This is a genomic window from Paenibacillus sp. VT-400 (assembly GCF_001029205.1).
Taxonomy (GTDB): domain Bacteria; phylum Bacillota; class Bacilli; order Paenibacillales; family Paenibacillaceae; genus Paenibacillus; species Paenibacillus amylolyticus.
In genome coordinates, this window is sequence record NZ_LELF01000038.1 from 99,468 (window position 1) to 117,598 (window position 18,131).

The window sequence follows — 18,131 nt, forward strand, 5'->3', positions numbered from 1 at the left end:
AAAAAACCCCACCGGTTGCCCGGCAGAGCTCGCCAAATTATACCCAGAAAGATTTAGTGATGATTACGAGAAGAATGAACAGAACCAGGATTGCTCCAGTCGATGTCCAGCCGCCGTATCCTACGCCTTCAACTACGTTGCTCATGCAGAACCCTCCTTTACAAATATATTAGGGTCCAAGCGGTTTATTAGATCAAGAATGCTTTAGAGATGATGACCAACAAGATAAAGAGAACCAAGATCGCGCCAGTCGATGTCCATGCGCCGCCGTATCCACCTACTACTCCACTCATGTAAACCCCTCCTTTGATTTGAGGTACAGTTCACTATATGCACCAATCACACATGGGACCGGGCTCAGGTCGAAAATGGGCTGTTTTTTTTCCACCGACTATTCGCTAATTGCACCTACATAAAGGGTTAGTTCTTAAGCCGGAATGTTATGTTCATATATGTTTAATTCATAAATAAATCCCACGGTTATATCAACCAAATGTATGTACTATCACTCAAAATGGATACCCATACGGTATATTATTAGCTTTTAACTTGTTAAATACAGATAAATTATCTTTTTAGTAATTATGAATACTGAAATCTTTATTTATGTTATTATTTTACTAATAAAATAGAAAGGAGTTTCCATGCCCACCACCTAAACCAGATTATCCCAAACGAAATGATGACCTTAGAAAAAATCCCAACCGATGGGAAGCACATTAGGAGAAATTAGACATAATGAAGAAACTTATTACGATTTTGGCATTAGCCACATTGCTTAGTGCTTGTGGTAATTCAGAAACAAATACAACAACCAATAGCCAAACGACCGAAGCATCCAAGGCAACTGAAACTGTCTCAACAGAAGCTAAAGCTACGAAATACACTACATATAGTGGAGAAGGATTTTCTTTTGCATATCCTGAATCCTGGAAAAGCGTAGATACAAGTCAAATGAATGCTCCATCCATTAAAGCTGCTTTTTCAGACCAATCTTCATCAGTCACATTTGCAGATAATATGAATCTGACGATTGAGGCCAGCTCAACCGGTTCAATTAATCCTGAAGAATACGCCAATAATATAGTGGATTATTACACACAAAGCGGTTCAAGCATCGGCATTTCCGATTATAAAAAAACCAGCTACACAAACAAGCCTTATAAAGAATATAGCGCTGGTGTCTTGGAAGGAGCCTATAAGCATTCCTCGGGTACAGATGTTATCCTTGTGCAGTATCTGATTCCGACCAATACAGAACTCTATACCATGACGTTAACCTACGCCAAGGATACTTATAATCAGGATGAGATCAAAGATATCCTTGATTCCCTGAGCATTACTGCTCCTCTGGAGCAAACAGCACCAACTGCAACGACTGGAAATTCATCTGCCACAGCATCAGCTGCCGATTTCTTTAATGAGTTAACTCCGTACATTACGGAAGATACAGCCTTCATGGAGCAGGCTTCCTATGATTTCTTTGGCAAGCATAGCGATGTATTCCCTGCCAGCACAGCAGAACTCCGCAAAAAGGCGAAGGATCTCGTTGACACCAATGTGACGACCCGCCATCTGAATAAAAATGTGGCTAACTATTATGATCAATTCGTGCAAGTTAGCGGTGAAGTCATTTCCGTTGAAGAAGATAGCTCGCTCGGAGCAACCTTCTCTATCGTTCATGTCATGGATGAGAACGGAAACGATATTATAGCGTTATATCCTGCAACGACCGGAGATTTGCTTGATGGTGATTACGCCACGGTTATCGGTGCACCAATTACCAACTTCTCTTTTGAAAATGTTGGCGGTGGTTACACCAACGCCACTTTGATTGGAGCCTCATTGGTAGTTGCAGATTAATTGATGATAAATGTGTGTACACAAAGGACCAGCTTATGAACGCTAAGCTGGTCCTTTTTTGTCTTTCAGTTTATAAATGTCAGAAATTCACGTTAGCTACACAATATACACAATCTAAGCTTTAATTAATGACTTATAACATACTGAATAACCGAATATACGGATGTTTACACTAATCCATTAATTAGGTCTCGCCTGATGTGACGTCAGTTTATCCTGAACCGATTGTAACTTCTGTATACTTGAGGCATCCGGTTTATCACGACGGTCGTCAATTTTGACGGATGTGGAAACACGCTGAGCTCCTGACAGAAACGGCGCTTCATGCAGAGCCGCAATTGCTGTAAAGATCTCGTTAAGCGGTCCCTCAATAATGGTGCTCATCGAAGTTAACTGATATGTAATGCCCCGTTGATGTTCCAATACCTTTTGCATGTCCGCCACATAACTGCTTAGACTGGTTGTACCCGTTCCGATTGGAATTACAGTCACTTCTGCTATTGCCATTTTGCTCCGCCTCCTCTGGGCCCCGTGAACAACCGCTGCCGCTAATTTTAGTTGATTTTTGACTATTTTTATTCTACCAGTTGAATGCGTTACAATTCAAACTGACGTGAAGACGTCATTCAAATTGGTCAAAAATTTTTTTTGATAAATCTTCAAATCTTCCAGTCCTTTTCCTTTGCGGATTCCTGGCTTAAATGGTATACTCGGAATTACGTTTTACTGTATCGGCCCACTTTACAAACACAATATGTTGGGTTACAGTATGTTGACAGCTACAAAATGTAGTAACACTAGATTTCTCCGCTTCTATTAGTCACCTTCTGCATTCTCGCGAAAAACAGGATGAAATCACCTCCAAAGGCACGTCCCTGTAGGTGTAAATCGCTTTCTCGAAACAGAGTTGACATGGAGGTTAACGGGGCTGTTTGGACTGCATCCGGTATCCTCAAACTACAGGCACATCTGCAATAGACCAAAGCTTACATAAGCACCCTTTTCTGTCGATATCCTGAACCTCTAAGACAGTAAGGAAGCCAGAGCATCCATGGGCATTTTCAGCCGCGAGGCGGGAGAATGCTTTTTATATGAGCATGTTCTGCATTGTGCTGTTTTGTGCTCCGCAAGTTGAGCGATTTAAGACATGAACTTGTCACCGCCGTTTCAGTCTGCCAAAAGCAACCTTTACCTTTTTCTCACCGTAAGACAACACTCAATTCTTTATATAAAGAATTTCTCCAATTTATCTCTTAAACATGCGAAAGCGAGGAATATTCATGCCACAAGTTGTGACCAAGCCGAACAACCGCCAGCTTGCCTTTGATGATATGCGCATCTCGGTATATGCCGACCGTACTTTGGAAGGACTGGAAATGCTGGACAAGGAACGTCTTGTACGTGGGGTAAACAGCAAGCTCCGCCGTGATGAAGTTACCGGAGACGAAATCAGCAACGCTTTTATCATGAGCGCACTGGAACTGGTAACCAAAGAGGAGCCTAACTGGAAATTTGCAGCGGCACGCTCCCTGCTCACTTCCCTTTACAAAAAAGCGGCTACCAACCGCAGATACAAGTCTTACCCGGACGAGCCTTATGGCGCATTCCACCCTCTTCTTGTAGATCTCGTGAAGAAAGGTATCTACCGCGAAGAATTGCTGGAATGTTACACCAAGGAACAGATCGACGAACTTGCTGAGTGCATTGACTACCGCAACGATCTGCTCTTCGATTACATCGGCTTGCTCACACTGGCAGAGCGTTACCTCGCACACGATTTTGATGGAAAAGTAATGGAACTGCCACAAGAGCGTTATATGGTTATCGCCATGTTCCTAATGCACCAAGAGCCTGCCGAGAAACGTATGGATCTCGTCAAGGAAGCATACTGGGCAATGAGCAACATGTACATGACCGCAGCTACTCCTACGATGTCCAATGCAGGTAAAAAAGTAGCCGGTCAGCTCTCCAGCTGCTTCATTGATACGGTGGACGACTCACTCGAAGGTATCTTCGATTCCAACACGGATGTAGCTCGTCTGAGCAAAATGGGTGGCGGCATCGGCGTTTACCTCGGCAAAGTCAGAGCTCGTGGTTCGGATATCCGTGGTCACCAAAATACAAGTTCCGGTGTAATCCCTTGGATTCGCCAACTGAACAATACAGCGGTCAGCGTAGACCAGCTCGGTACACGTAAAGGTGCCATTGCCGTGTACCTGGACGTTTTCCACAAAGACATTCTGGCCTTCCTCGATCTGAAGCTGAACAACGGCGACGAGCGTATGCGTGCGCATGACGTATTCCACGGCATCTGTCTGCCTGACTTGTTCATGGAGCGGGTATCCACTCGCGGCGAATGGAGCCTGTTCTGTCCGCACGAAACAAAGAAAGTGATGGGCTGGAAGGACGAGAATGGTCGTGCACTCGGACTGGAAGATTTCTATGATGAGTCCTTTGGCGAAGGTGCGTTCCGTGATAAATACGAAGAAGCAGTGAATCACCCACTGCTGTCCCGGATTACAGTACAGGCGATTGACATCATGAAGCGTGTACTTAAATCCCAACTGGAGACAGGTACGCCATACATGTTCTACCGGGATACGGTTAACCGCTCGAATCCTAACCGTGCACACGGTATGGTATACTCCTCCAACCTGTGTACCGAAATTATGCAGAACCAGTCTGCCACTGTAATTGAAAAGGAAGAACTCGTAACCAAGGATGGACAAACTCGCATCGTGATTTCCAAAGTGCCTGGCGACTTTGTTGTCTGCAACCTGAACTCCATCCATCTGGCACGTGCTATACCTCATAATGTATTGGAGCGTCTCGTTCCAATTCAGGTGCGCATGCTGGACAACGTTATCGACATTAACAACATTGAAGTGTTGCAAGCCCAATATACCAACAGCCAATATCGCGCAGTCGGTCTGGGAACGTTTGGACTTCACCACCTGCTTGCTCTCGAAGGCATTCATTGGGAGTCTGAAGAAGCTGTAACGTATAACGATAATCTGTATGAAAAAATTAACTACCTGCTCGTGAAATCCAGTATGGAGCTGTCCAAAGAAAAAGGACATTATCCGAAATTCAAAGGTTCCGATTGGGAAAGTGGTCATTACTTCGACCAACGCGAGTACACATCAGGTGAGCGCGTAGGCGAGTTCGTGACAACCGAACAGTGGAAAGAACTGCAAGCCGAAGTACGACAAAACGGTGTACGTAATGCTTGGTTGTTCGCCATTGCACCTAACGGTTCCACGTCCATTATTGCCGGTTCAACGGCTAGTATTGATCCGCTCTATGAGCTGTTATCTTATGAAGAGAAAACAACTTACAAAATTGCCAATCCGGCTCCGGATCTGTCCGAAAAAACAAGCCCTTATTACCAAACGGCGTTCCAGGTGGACCAACATGCTTCCATTAATATGGCGGCTGCCCGTCAGCGCCACGTCGATCAGGGACAAAGTTTCAACTTCTACGTTCGACCAGATATCAAAGCAACAGAATTCCTGGAATTGCACCTGCACGCCTGGAGAGCCGGCATGAAATCTACTTATTATGTTCGTAGCCGTGCATTAACGATTGAAGAATCTTGATTTTTGCGCAAGTTACGCTTTATCCATGATAGAGAAGATTTACTAGATTCGAGGTGACCACCAGGGCATCCTGTTTTGATTGCAAAATGGCGTTGCCCTGGTTCTTTTTTGCCTAAAAAACGATCACAGCATCGCAAGATGTTGATATAGATGCCACATTATACAACCCTAATATATATAAAAGAATTAATGATTACACGATAACGAAGAGGACAGAACAAAGCTGAAGAAGCGGAGCGCTCGCCTTTATCACCGGATTTTCCCCTTTAAAAGAGGGAATCAAAAAAATCAGGGATAACAGCGATCGGAAGGTTGTTCTGTCATCGTAGTTATACAGTGCAAATTCATTCAAGGAGTGAACGGAACAATGCAAGTACAGAAAATTTTCAACACCGAAGCCCCTAACCAATCAACCCGTATTATTGAAGGTGAATGCTCCGGTATCCTGAACTGGAACGACATTCGCATGCCTCATATGTACAAATTGTACAAAGTACTGCTGCTCAACCACTGGATTGCAGACGAGATTCCAATGTCCAAAGATGCTTCCCAGTTTGCTCAACTGGATGAGGAAGAGCAACGTACGTTTAAAATCAACATCTCCCTGCTCGCGGTACTTGATTCCATGCAGACGATGTTTGTTGGTGACGTAAAACGTTACTTTACCGATTCTTCACTCGAAGCGATCTCGGCCATTATCGGACAACAGGAAGTCGTTCATAACCAATCCTACTCCTACGTCCTGTCTTCGATCGTATCTGATCGGGAGCAAAAGGAAATTTTTGAATACTGGAAACATGATCCAGTCCTGCTTGACCGTAACCGTTTCATCGCAGACATTTACCAAACATTCCGGGACGAGCCGTCTCCACAGACGTTCTTCCAGGCCATGGTAGCCGATCTGGTACTCGAAGGTATCTTCTTCTATAGTACGTTTGCCTTCTTCTACAACCTGGCCCGTGACCAGAAAATGATGGCAACCAGCCAGATGATCTCGTATATCCAGCGGGATGAAAACCAACACTGTTACTTCTTCGCTGAAGTGTATAAACAGTTGCTGGTAGACTTCCCTGAACTGAACACACCTGAGAACATGGACTACGTATACACAACCATCCATCGTGCTGTTGAGCTTGAAACCAACTGGGCACATTACACACTCAGCAACGTACGTGGTATTGACCTGAACGAGTTGGAAGATTACATCAAGTATATCGCCAACAAACGCCTGCGTCTGATGGGTATGGAAAAAGCATATGAAGGTGTGGATGTAAACTGCATGCCTTGGATTAAGCCATTCTCCGATGAAGCACTAAATGCAACCAAAACCGACTTCTTCGAAGCTAAATCCCGTAACTACGGTAAAGTTGGCGACGATAACGGATTTGACGATTTGTAAAATCTTCTGATCGGGTATCTACTACTTGAGTATATCCGGTATAAATAAACACAAATTAAAGCACTCCCTTTGATAGAATGCCTTCATGGCTATCTGCATGCGGGAGTGTTTTTTTGTCTCTTAACCTTGTAAGATAGTTTTGAAAGAGATTCATACCCCTCCTACGGAAGTGAGGCCTATTCATGGAAAGAGAACTGATGGAACAAATCAACTTGTGGCATGAGCAGGACCAATTTAGTCTCATTATTGAACATATTGAACGAATCCCCGTCTCAGAGCGGAATTATGATCTGATTGGTCAACTCGCCAGAGCTTATAACAATGACGCACGTTACCGCGAAGCCATTCAACATTTGTTGTCTGTCCAGGAGCAAGGGGTAAGCGACCCGCTCTGGCAATACCGCTTGGGTTATGCATACTGTCATATAGCGAGTTATGAACAGGCACTACTGGCTTTTGAGAGAGCTGATGAACTTCTGCCCCATGATGAATCTACCCTTGAATTCCTTCGCGAGATTCGTCCCGAAGCGGACAAGATGCGTCAAGATCGCCAGCGTCATGAAGAGAATATCGCAGCATTGGAGCAGAGCGGTACACAGAACCATCTAAGAGCCGCTTCAGGGACTTATGATCCCGCAACGTTCTGGGTACAGAGTGATTATGCGCAGGACAATCATGTATCAGAACCTTTTGATGAAGAAGAGATTTTGACTATTGAGAAAGAATTGGGTTACAAGCTGCCCGCTTCCTATATTCAACTGATGAATACGCAAAACGGCGGTATCCCTGCGCTCACTGTATTTCCCACCAAAGAAGCGACTTCCTGGGCTGAGGATCACATTGCCATTTCAAGCATTATGGGAATTGGACACGATAAAATATACGCACTCGCTGGTGAGCTGGGAAGTCGGTTCATGATCGAGGATTGGGGATACCCCGACCTGGGGATTGTGATCTGTGATTGTCCATCCGCTGGTCATGATGTTGTTATGCTGGATTATCGCTTCTGTGGCCCTGAAGGTGAACCCTGTGTAGTTCATGTCGATCAGGAAAATGATTATGAGATTACATATCTTGCGCCCAATTTTGAAGCTTTCATCCGTGGATTGGTCGATGAGGATACGTATGACCTGTCTGACGAAGAGAATGAGGACTAAAACCCAGGAGGGTCCCGCCATATGACAACCCGTATATATTTTGGTTCCAATCAACTTGGCGAAGTGGCCGCAGTTCCATTGCAGGATGCGCTGAATGAGCTTGACCTGGGAACCCTTGAAGATTATCAACGAACAGATAAAGGGGTTATGGGTCAGACACTGCTCATTCGCTCTTCCCGTGGAGAGTATATTCTGAAAGGCAATCCTTTATATGCAGGACAGTTACAGGAAGAAAAGTTCTTTGTAGAACAACTGGCAAAACATACGTCCATCCCTGTCCCTGATCCATATTTGTTACATGAAGATACCCATCTGCTAGGCTGGAGTTATGCCATAATGCCACGCCTGCCCGGGAATCACCTGTATGATCCAGCATTCCAGGCTTCACTGTCACAGCAAGATCAGGAAGAGATCGCCTGTATGTTTGCCCATACTTTGGCTGAACTGCATCGCTGGAAGGTGCCTGATGCCGGGGAATATGATCCTGTAGCGCAGCAGATTGTTTCCTTTGCAGGCGATTATCTGGACTGGTTGTACGGAACCATTCGTCACTGGTTACATGATGCTGAACAGTACTCGGTGATTACGGATGAAGATGTTCAGTGGGTGGACGAGCAATTCAAGAATGCTGAACCGGCATTTCGGTCCAGGGCTGTTCCGTGTTTTGTTATGGGAGACTTCAAGGTCGAGAATATTCTGATACAAAATCTGGACGACCGTTCTTCAGGGTGGCAGATTAGTGGTCTGTTCGATTTTACAACGGCCTATTTCGGAGACGGTACAGCCGACCTAACCAAAATATCCACCAGGTATGTTCGTGAGGGTCAACCAGAACTGGCCGCACAGTTCCTTCGCTGCTACCGGGATCTGGTCTGTGCAGCAGATGCGGAGAAATGCCAACACTTCCACACACGTCTCCGCATGCATCTGCTCTATCAACGTATCTTGTGGTGGGGGGAAGCCAACGCCACAGGACAAGTGACTTGGGCAGCCGACCTGCCTTTTGCACAGTGGGCGCAGCAGTCCATTAATTCGATTGTCGCATTGTTAGATTAGTAGATTAGTTAGTAGATTTGGACAGGTCGCTCAATGGATAGCGACCTTCCAAACTAACGTATGTATCATTCCATATATGTCGCCCAACATACGGGTATACGCATAAAACCGCCAAAGATCAAGGACGATCTCCGGCGGTTTTCTTCATACCACTATATACTTCGATCAACGATGGAATCTCTCAACTTAAGCTTGTGCAACGGGTGACTCCTGATGTTTCTGCAAAAACTCCAGCATCCGGCGGTACACGAGAATCTCATTTGTTTTTCTGGAGAAGCCATGACCCTCATCATCCAGAACGATGTATTCCACATCAATTCCCTTGGACTGGAGCGCAGCCACGATCTGATCGGATTCGGCCTTCACGACCCTTGGATCATTAGCACCCTGAATGACCAGCATTGGATTCACCATCTGATCGAGATACGTAATCGGTGAATCCTTCGTTAAACGTTCGCGGTCACGGACCGGATCACCCAGCCAGTTATCCATCATCGGTTTCCAATCTTCCGGTACGGATTCCAGGAATGTGAACAAGTTACTTGGCCCAAAAATATCGACCGCTGCCCGGAAGAGCTCCGGATGGCGACCTGCCAATAACAGGGTCATATATCCCCCATAACTTCCACCTACCACAAACAACCGCTCTGGCGATGTAATTCCCTGATCAAACAACCAGTTGATCCCGGCAACACAGTCCAGCCTTGGGCCTTCGCCCCAATCCCGCTCAACCAATTTGACGAATTCCGCACCATATCCGGTACTGCCACGGAAGTTAGGTGCAAAGATATGATAGCCCTGAGCGAGCATCATCTGGAACATCGGCCGAAAAAACTTTGCTTCGGAAGATTGCGGCCCACCATGAGGCCAAAATACGGTGTAGCCATTGGCCTGCTCTGGTTTTGCTTTGAACAAGAGAGCTTCGATCTCCAGTCCGTCGTAGGAGTTATACCGAATAACGTCAGGGTACACGAGATCACTTGGGTCCAGTCCGGTTACCCGATTGGCGGTCAGCGGCTCCCAGGACTCAGCACCTGCTATTTTGCGATATATATTATGCGGTTGAATCGCTCCACGTCCAAGGATATACACATTGCCAGCCTTTGTAACGTTCACCTGCTCTATCGTATCCAGCGGCATCTCTATGCGCCGAGGCTCATCGGCATTTTTGCCCAATACGTACATACGATTCTCCGGCCCTGTAAGTGTCCAGAAATATAAGGTTTCGGAAGCCTGATGCCAGCGGATGAACTCCACATCTTCCCCTTCGATTCTGCACAATAAACGGAATTCACGGGTATCGATACAATACTCAGCCACATAGGCGTAAGCGGAGTCATCATTGGTAATGAACAGAAGACGATTATCATCTGCAAAAATCAGATCAGATACCTGACTATAACGTTCTGAAGCTGGCAGAATCACCATTTCTTCATTGTTACGATACAGATGCGCCGTCTGATACGTATTGGAGTACATTTTTAAAATGACATAACTCTTCTCGTCAGGACTTACAGCAACCAGGCTGCTCGTAACCTCTTCTCCACTGTATAACAGTTCATCTTCCCCTGTCTCCAGATCGATGCGGCGTGAATTCAGATAATTCGGATTACCCGCGCTGGTAACATAATAGAGACGCTGTCCATCCTCGGACAACTCAGCGAAATAACAGCGATCATTCGGTTCCGCCGGAACCACAGGCAGTGGAACACCACCCTCGGGTGGGAGTGCATATAGATGATAGTTCTCATCTCCATCCCGATCAAACGCGGTAAGAAGATGACGTCCTTGCGGGTCTGCTTTGATAAATTGACTGCTCTGATTCAAGTACGTTAAAGGATACGGGTATCCTCCAGGCAAATCCATCGCCCAAATATTCGGCTGACCGTTCAGATTGCTGTCCATGAACAAACGTTTCTCGTCTGCCGATACGGCAAAATGTGAAATACGGTACGTCTGAAAATATTGCTCAACATCCGGTTTAGGGAACTGAATCATGACAAACCTCCTTGGAATTGAACCAATGAATTTAACATTGGTAAATTAAGGTACCATTTGTCCATATTATAGGTAATGCCAATGTTTAGACAATAGATATGTGAGTTATAATTTAAAATTATCCTTAGCTTTGTTTATCATCAGCAACATTCATCCAGCGTACAAGCGGTCTTGTCTTCCCTGTAGTGCATAGGGTAGCGGAGTAATTCGGACCTACGTTCAAAGACTGAAAATTATAATGTTGCCCTTCCCGTTCCACAACGTGATGCCCATCTAATCCTTCTCCCATCGTATTCAGTTTTCGCCACTGTCCGGACAGAGATTGACCACACACCTTAATCCAAGCCTCTTTTTGTGTGAGGACTTGCCAAACACGCCGGATCGTTACCTGTTCTTCCTCCCTGTGATTCAGTACATAACACTTCTCATCTTCCGTCAAAAATCGCCTGATCACCGCGCTCATCCGCAACAACGGACGTACATACTCAAGATCAATTCCCAGCTCTGTATGAGCCGCTAATGCCAGTACACAACATCCTTCGGTATGAGAAAGGTTAAACTGTGGTCCGCTCTGAACATAAGGTTTGCCTGAAGCACCATATTCAATATAAATATCTGACGCTGATTGTCCCGTGTACATTGCCAGTACTTCTCTCAGAAATGTACGCGACATAACCAGCTTTTGAGCATCATGCATGGATTGTTTCTGTTTTCTCTGTACACGTTCAATTTCATCCTGGCTCAGTACACAGGTGTCTATATCCAACCTTGACAAAAAATCCTCTCCCTTGTGCGGAAGAGGCTGCGTCCAGATATGTACTTCATTTGCCACAAAATAAACCGCAGCGGATTCCTTCCATCCTGTAACTACAGGCTTCACAAGGTCACCCCCTCTCCCTGCTCTTCTTGCTCAACGAACAACGGACATCCTCAGATGACTCGGTTTCGCTATACGTTTTAGGTGGATTCCGATCTCCTCATCCGTCAGTTTCATAGCACATTCGCTCATTTGCATGTAATCCAGCCCGATAACGCCATATTCAGAGACGTGCATGCAACGTTTTTTCAATGAATCCATATCTGCATAGTGATTACTGATCCACTTCATCCGAGCATAGTATATATCTTCGGAAGAGAGTGTACGGTCCTGAATGCGACTGCATTCTTCCTTAACTCGTTGATGTAATTCAACGGGATCAACGGAATACCCACAGACATTGGAGAAAGCAAATTCCTGCCTGTAATAGTGATCCCAATGACTCCCCTTCCCGAGCAAACCTGACTTCACACTCTCTGTGAAGAATGTTGAAGTCTCTCCTAGAAGGGCTTCGATACCAATCATGGTTGCAACCTGAGTCTCCAATTGCGTAACCGGCCTCTCTTCCTGAAAGCCAAACCGGACAAGAGGTATCGAAGATCCACCATTCATTTCCTTATAAGTCTCGTCCTGTTCCTGCAACGGCTGAATGAATGGAGTAGGGGACATGATCTTGGGTTGATCCATCGAAAAGTTCTCTAACCATTCGAATATCTCCGCCGGTTCAACAGGTCCCACTACTGCCACAGACATTCTAGAAGCCGCATAATGACTTGTATAGGCATTGCTCAGCAATTCTACGGTAATGTCGGCAATACTCTCCGGTGTGCCCGCAACATCCTGTGTGATTGGATGGTCGTTACCATACATCATCTGCAACAATTGCTGAAGAGCCAGCCAGGAGGGTTGATCCTTGTACATTTCCAGTTCCTGATGAATCGCCGCCCGCTCACGCTCAATGTTTCCTTTCGTGAAATAGGGAGTTGCAATCATATTCATAAAAAGTTGAAGGCTGTTCCTTAGATTGCCTGTACAAGCAAGTTGGTACGTCGTTACATCATAACGCGTCAGCGCCGACGTTGAGGCCCCTTCGGCATGAAGAAGTGATTTGACGGACTGACCATCGGGATTATAAAACATCATGTGTTCAAGGAAATGTGCCGTACCCGCAAGGGCAATATCGTGAATGGACCCATAGGGTACAGAACAGGATACAAATGTATGACTATATTTGGGTTGTGGCAGTATACTCACGTTCAGGCCGTTGGATAAACGCTTGCAGACACATGAATTTAATATAGTAGTACTCATGATTTCCCTCCTGTACTATGCGGAATATTCACTCTCAGGGTACAGAATCCATGTGACTTCTTTCCTCAACTCGGTAGCAACGGAAGCCACCCTTTCAGGAGTTACTTCTGCTATTTCTTCAAGGAATTGTACAGTCGTCATCTGACTTTCGCTCAACACCTGATCCATATGATTTGTAATGACCTGATGTGGCAGATCGAATCCGACCTGAACATAATGCATCACATTCTGCACAGCGGTATATAACTCCCTCTCGGATACATCTCCGTCACAGATTCTCTTCCATTCCATATCGATTCCTTCGAGAACAGCCGTCACGTTAGCACTGCTGGTGCCCGTTGTAATGTGAAGCGTTTCCCGAAAATCATCCAATGTGCTGGTAACTTGATATACCAACTGGGAACGTTCACGTAATTCAACCTGCAACCGGGACGCGGGTGTCGCTCCAAATAAGGTATGGAATACAAACAAAGCCGGATATAAAGCAGAGCCATATCGAATATCTGTACTATAAGTAACATTGATCTTGCACTGTTGAATGTCCAACAGTTCCATCATCATGGCTTCAGCCTCCCGCTGCTCGGCAGGATTACCTTGTCGCCCCTCTACTTCATCCTCTCCTGGATATTGTGTGTTGATTGGGTGTAGTTCTGATTCCCTCTCCGAACAACAGCGTTTGAACACTTCCCTGTTCCCACATTCAAATTGTTCCCAGATCAGATCCATAATTCGCCCAGGATAGATATCGCCAAGAACATGAACATGGATCGGAATTTGGATCAATGCCTGATAGTGCCGACACAACTCATGAGATATGACACAATGCCGTAGTTCATCCAGAGCCAATTGACGGTTCTGCCCTTCATATCCCATCCATTCCAGACAGCGGCTCTGCACCACCTTGTCCCAATCCGTTCCATCATGCGCGATATGATGTTCAGTCCAAGCCATTTCATCCTGTACTTGCATCTCATCGAACATGCCATGATCATCAACCGCTGGGTCATACAACAAGCCTGCGAGTAATTGCACAGCGCTATGTATGGCTTCCATCTGCGTTCCAGTTATTAACTTATCTTCTGTTATACGAGGTATGCGCATTGTGATCGAGGCAATCTGAGTATCGCCTTTGTAATCAAAACGACAGGTCAGGTCTGCACCATACAGGGACCATAACTGTTGCTGGAGTAGCCTGTTCGATGGAAAGCGACGACAGCTGTTCATTAACAAACGGACTATCATGACAAATATAGCTGAGGGTATGGTTTGCTGAGCATTGATCAGATTAATCTGTACATAATAATTGGCATATTGGTGTGTTGGCAGCACATGCACCGACAGATTGTTACGCCTCTCAGTAGTAAAAGACTGCATCTTTCGCCCCTCCTCTCACTTCCATCTACGAACTGATATTATAGATTGCTCCACTGTCCGTGTTCAGACCGAGCTGTCCAAAACCATCAAGTGGCTTGGAAATCCAGTCCACACGGCTGACTGCTTCATCAGTAATTGACGTTTCATCATCTCGCAAGTGAATGACCTGCTGGTGATGCCTGTCCCAGAAACGCCACAATGCTGGTTGGCTTAACAGTTGCTCGCGAAATGGCTCGTATATCCTATCAGCAGAAGCCTGAATATCCTGATCCAATACAACCGGTGGCAGAAAAACGATCTTGGAACGAAAGTCCTCTGTAAGGGTCATAAAGTATACACATACTGGCTTTTGTGTTTTGGCCAAAATACGAAAAATACCACTTCGAGTGCGAATTTTCGAACTTAGAAAAGGTAGTTCAACAGCATGGTTATCCGTATTGAATCCGGTCTGTCCATCTACAAAAAGACTGAATGATCCACCTTTCCGCAAATGGGAATACAGCCTGATGCCAATCATCTCATCCTCCGCATTGAGCAGTTCCGCACCTGCATACTTGCGGATGGCCTCCCAACCGGATAGCTTCTTCTCCTGTTCCACTGTTTCCTGCTCGGCGATCAGATAGAATGGAAGCTTGGCAGACATATGGCCTGCACGTATTTCCTGTCCAATCGTAATCATATTGTGCCTCACAAAACCATAATGCCAGGTTAATAACGCCCCACCTTCACGCAACGTTGCCTGCAGATGTTCCCGCCCCTCTACCTCATCCCACTCCATAAACGAATAGGGGCTTTTCTTGTGCTCATTAATTGTACGAAGAAATGCGAGATAGTCCATCCAGATGGACTCAGCAGACTGCTTCGGCTTAAGCGGAGCCATCTCCTTGATAATGTTCATCAGTGCATAAAAGGACCCCAAATGAATGCCATCCTGTCGCTCCTTATGAAGTTCATCTCTGACCTGTTCACGGTACATATCATATAAAGATCTAAAGTTCATCATCTACGTGTCCCCTCCAAGGCTTGAGACACTCTAAGAGCATCCTTTCCATGTCGCAGGTAATTTCGATGCATGCCATCCATCATATACGTAAGCATTCTGAGGGCCATCTCATATTGCCCCGGAATGCGTTCATCCGATTCTGCTTCCTGCCCTTCCACCATATCAAAGCCCACGTAAGGCAAGGAGGATTCCAGCGCTGCGACCACACAGTTTCGGGTGTTAAACCATGACGGGCCTCCACTGATAGGAAAATCAACATAAGGAAAACTCCCAGGATCAAGACAATCTAAATCAAACGATAAATAGGCCGCTTCCGCCTGAAACTTGTGCTGTATATCAAGCAGGGTTGTCCGCACTCGTTCCGGGGTCATCTGTTCTGCAGGAATCTGAATTAATTTGGGATGTTTGTACATCTGATCTACAGAACGAAGGCCGCGCAGACCAATCTGCACGACTGCGGCGATACCGTCCTCCGTCAGTAGATGCCTCACAAAATTGGCATGATGCATCTCATTCTGATGAATAGCATCCACCCCGCAATCATGGTGGGCATCAAACTGGACGAGTATGATTCTTTCATTGGATCGACTCAATATGGATTTCAGGATGGAATACGTAATGGAATGATCCCCACCAATGCAGCACAGTAGCGCCTCTTCCCTTTCCGTATATACCAGAGCTGAGTTAAGACCCTTCGAGTACGAATCCGTATCATCTGTTTGGCAAGTACCCAAATCCTGCATCATTACTGATTCAAGCAATCTCTGGCCACTGCCAATGTCATATAGTCCTGATATGCGGGATTGCGTCAGAGCTGGATACATTACCTTTTTCCATGATTCGGCCCGAAGAGATTGCTCAAATCCCGCGACTTTTGATCCATCCATACCTGAACCTCCCGAATAGGGAATACCCAGCATATAGAGATGCGGTGAATCTTGACCTACGAGAGGTTCCAGTGAAAAATAAGGCTCATCTGGAGGGTCAATGCCATCTAGCTGGGGGATCGGACGTGTCTCCAATTCTTCAGCGGGTTCAATCTGATAGAACTGGCTGAACGTCTCATCGGCTGCAATCAACGTATCGCCGATGCGGCGTACCAGGTATACAGGTTCCGGAGCTTTCATAATGAGACCTCCTCTATTTGATATTGGTTATATCTAGGTCGAATAACTCTGAGCAGCTAGACCCTCCTGCTCATCCGCGTCAGTTGGTTTATGCCCGGATGAACCTGTGTAGTCCTTTTTGAACAGCCTGATCACGGGTAAGATGCATAATAAACTCGCTGCATTAACAAAGGCAATGACGCCATAGAAGTATCCCACATGATCAAAGATTCGTGTCAGCCCCCACCCTGCAACAATAATAAGCAGAAAATATGCAGCATTCATAAGCAGGGCCTGATAGCCGCGTCCACTCTGTTCCATGGTAAGCAGCGTTGTCATCATAGGACCCATGGTCAGATAGGAAAGGGAAACCACTGCCAGATATCGGGCCGCTTCTGCACGGGATACGGGATCCGCAATCAGAAAAGCTGTCAACGGTTCCCGCCATACCCAGATGGATACGGCAATTACAGCATAAAGAATGAATGACTGTACCAGACCTCTGCGATAGCTCTCGTATGCACGTGGTCGATGAGCCTCTTTGAGGTTATGATTAATCATGATCCCGATAGCCGATCCAATAACGATTCCGGGCAGTATAGCCATCGTCTGAATTCGGTATCCAACTCCGAATCCAGCAACTACCCCTTCCCCAAATCGACTGACGATTTTGTTGAAAAAGAAAGTACTCAAAAAGATAAGACAGTACGATATAAATACGGGAATGCCTACCTGCTGAAGTGCAATGAGATGTTTCCACACAAATGTTACCCGTTCATACACAAATTCCTTCCTCAATATCAGAATCAGAAGGCTTATGAGCAAAGAGAGTGTTGAAGAAATAAGATTGGCGTATACAATTCCCTTCAATTCCATTCCAGCCACCGAAACGAACCAGTACACCAGCATAATGTTGAGCGATGCCGTACCTACGGAATTCCACGCTGCCGCTTGAGCCCGGCCCAACCCACGCAATGCGGCACCACCCACCGCTGCGAGCACAGCGGGCACACCTGTTGCCATCATGCCCGCCACATAAATGGTAAACATGGGCCTTACATCCATAGGGACCGCATAAAACCAGGAGAGAAGTGGCGACACCAGCATAACTACACCGCCAGCAACAATTGAAAAAATAGCTGCGCTGCCAAGCATATGCCAAAGTAGCGATGTAAAAGCCCGCGAACCCTCCGCTCTGCTCCGTGAGACAGCAACCTGAACCGACAATTGCATGGCTTCCACAAGCGCAATCATGATAAAGGAAATGGGAATATACAGTGATAGCACATATAACACGGTCTGACTGGTATGACCCATAAAAAAAACATTGACCAGCTGCGTTGTTACGTTAACCAAAGAAGCAAGCAGCATCGGTATTGCAGTGCGGATTAACAGCCGGTTCACCGATCCCGAAGTGTAATCCAGACCTTTCAAATTCAATCTCCTCC

The 18,131-nt window shown here is 45.9% G+C and carries 15 protein-coding genes; 5 read left to right on the plus strand and 10 right to left on the minus strand.

The window, feature by feature from the left end; genetic code table 11:
- Positions 1–37: 37 nt before the first annotated feature.
- Together EL84_RS32190 and EL84_RS32390 are read right to left on the minus strand one after the other, a co-directional pair.
- Positions 38–145: a hypothetical protein gene (locus EL84_RS32190; RefSeq protein WP_017690879.1), complete on the minus strand. Its 108-nt coding sequence runs from the start codon at positions 143–145 to the stop codon at positions 38–40.
- A 43-nt stretch (positions 146–188) separates the two neighbouring features.
- Positions 189–293: a hypothetical protein gene (locus tag EL84_RS32390; protein WP_017690880.1), complete on the minus strand. Its 105-nt coding sequence runs from the start codon at positions 291–293 to the stop codon at positions 189–191.
- 445 nt (positions 294–738) lie between these two features.
- Between EL84_RS32390 and EL84_RS00585 the strand changes: the two genes are divergently transcribed.
- Entirely contained in the window at positions 739–1,863 is a 1,125-nt protein-coding gene (locus tag EL84_RS00585) for a PsbP-related protein (protein ID WP_047840292.1), read from the plus strand.
- Between the two features lie 180 nt (positions 1,864–2,043).
- On the opposite strand, the gene EL84_RS00590 is transcribed toward EL84_RS00585, so the two are convergent.
- Positions 2,044–2,370, minus strand: coding sequence for an MTH1187 family thiamine-binding protein (locus EL84_RS00590; protein WP_036672111.1), 327 nt, complete (start codon positions 2,368–2,370; stop codon positions 2,044–2,046).
- A gap of 773 nt (positions 2,371–3,143) precedes the next feature.
- Here EL84_RS00590 and EL84_RS00595 point away from each other — a divergent pair.
- The 4 genes from EL84_RS00595 to EL84_RS00610 all read left to right on the plus strand — a co-directional run bounded on the left by EL84_RS00595 (position 3,144) and on the right by EL84_RS00610 (position 9,074).
- A complete protein-coding gene (locus EL84_RS00595) occupies positions 3,144–5,462 on the plus strand; it encodes a ribonucleoside-diphosphate reductase subunit alpha (RefSeq protein WP_047840293.1) in 2,319 nt (772 codons plus the stop codon).
- 367 nt (positions 5,463–5,829) lie between these two features.
- Positions 5,830–6,861, plus strand: a complete 1,032-nt coding sequence (locus EL84_RS00600; protein ID WP_036607380.1) for a ribonucleotide-diphosphate reductase subunit beta — start codon at positions 5,830–5,832, stop codon at positions 6,859–6,861.
- Positions 6,862–7,043: 182 nt separating this feature from the next.
- A complete protein-coding gene (locus EL84_RS00605) occupies positions 7,044–8,018 on the plus strand; it encodes an SMI1/KNR4 family protein (RefSeq protein ID WP_047840294.1) in 975 nt (324 codons plus the stop codon).
- Positions 8,019–8,039: 21 nt separating this feature from the next.
- The gene (locus EL84_RS00610) at positions 8,040–9,074 is read left to right on the plus strand and encodes a phosphotransferase family protein (protein WP_047840295.1); all 1,035 of its coding nucleotides are present in this window, start codon (positions 8,040–8,042) and stop codon (positions 9,072–9,074) included.
- Positions 9,075–9,260: 186 nt separating this feature from the next.
- Here the strand turns inward: EL84_RS00610 and EL84_RS00615 are convergent, their stop codons facing one another.
- From EL84_RS00615 to EL84_RS00645, 7 genes are all read right to left on the minus strand, one after another.
- Entirely contained in the window at positions 9,261–11,072 is a 1,812-nt protein-coding gene (locus EL84_RS00615) for a S9 family peptidase (RefSeq protein WP_047840296.1), read from the minus strand.
- A 124-nt stretch (positions 11,073–11,196) separates the two neighbouring features.
- Positions 11,197–11,952, minus strand: coding sequence for a 4'-phosphopantetheinyl transferase family protein (locus EL84_RS00620; protein ID WP_047840297.1), 756 nt, complete (start codon positions 11,950–11,952; stop codon positions 11,197–11,199).
- Positions 11,953–11,982: 30 nt separating this feature from the next.
- Positions 11,983–13,200 carry a M16 family metallopeptidase gene (locus tag EL84_RS00625; RefSeq protein ID WP_047840298.1) on the minus strand — a complete coding sequence of 406 codons (1,218 nt, stop codon included), beginning with the start codon at positions 13,198–13,200 and terminating at the stop codon, positions 11,983–11,985.
- Positions 13,201–13,215: 15 nt separating this feature from the next.
- Complete coding sequence (locus EL84_RS00630; RefSeq protein WP_047840299.1) at positions 13,216–14,574, minus strand: insulinase family protein; 1,359 nt, start codon at positions 14,572–14,574, stop codon at positions 13,216–13,218.
- A 25-nt stretch (positions 14,575–14,599) separates the two neighbouring features.
- Positions 14,600–15,577 carry a hypothetical protein gene (locus EL84_RS00635; RefSeq protein WP_047840300.1) on the minus strand — a complete coding sequence of 326 codons (978 nt, stop codon included), beginning with the start codon at positions 15,575–15,577 and terminating at the stop codon, positions 14,600–14,602.
- Positions 15,574–16,704 carry an arginase family protein gene (locus EL84_RS00640; protein WP_047840301.1) on the minus strand — a complete coding sequence of 377 codons (1,131 nt, stop codon included), beginning with the start codon at positions 16,702–16,704 and terminating at the stop codon, positions 15,574–15,576. Before EL84_RS00640 ends, EL84_RS00635 begins: the two co-directional genes overlap by 4 nt.
- A 33-nt stretch (positions 16,705–16,737) precedes the next feature.
- Complete coding sequence (locus EL84_RS00645) at positions 16,738–18,123, minus strand: MATE family efflux transporter (RefSeq protein WP_152682937.1); 1,386 nt, start codon at positions 18,121–18,123, stop codon at positions 16,738–16,740.
- Between the last annotated feature and the right edge of the window lie 8 nt (positions 18,124–18,131).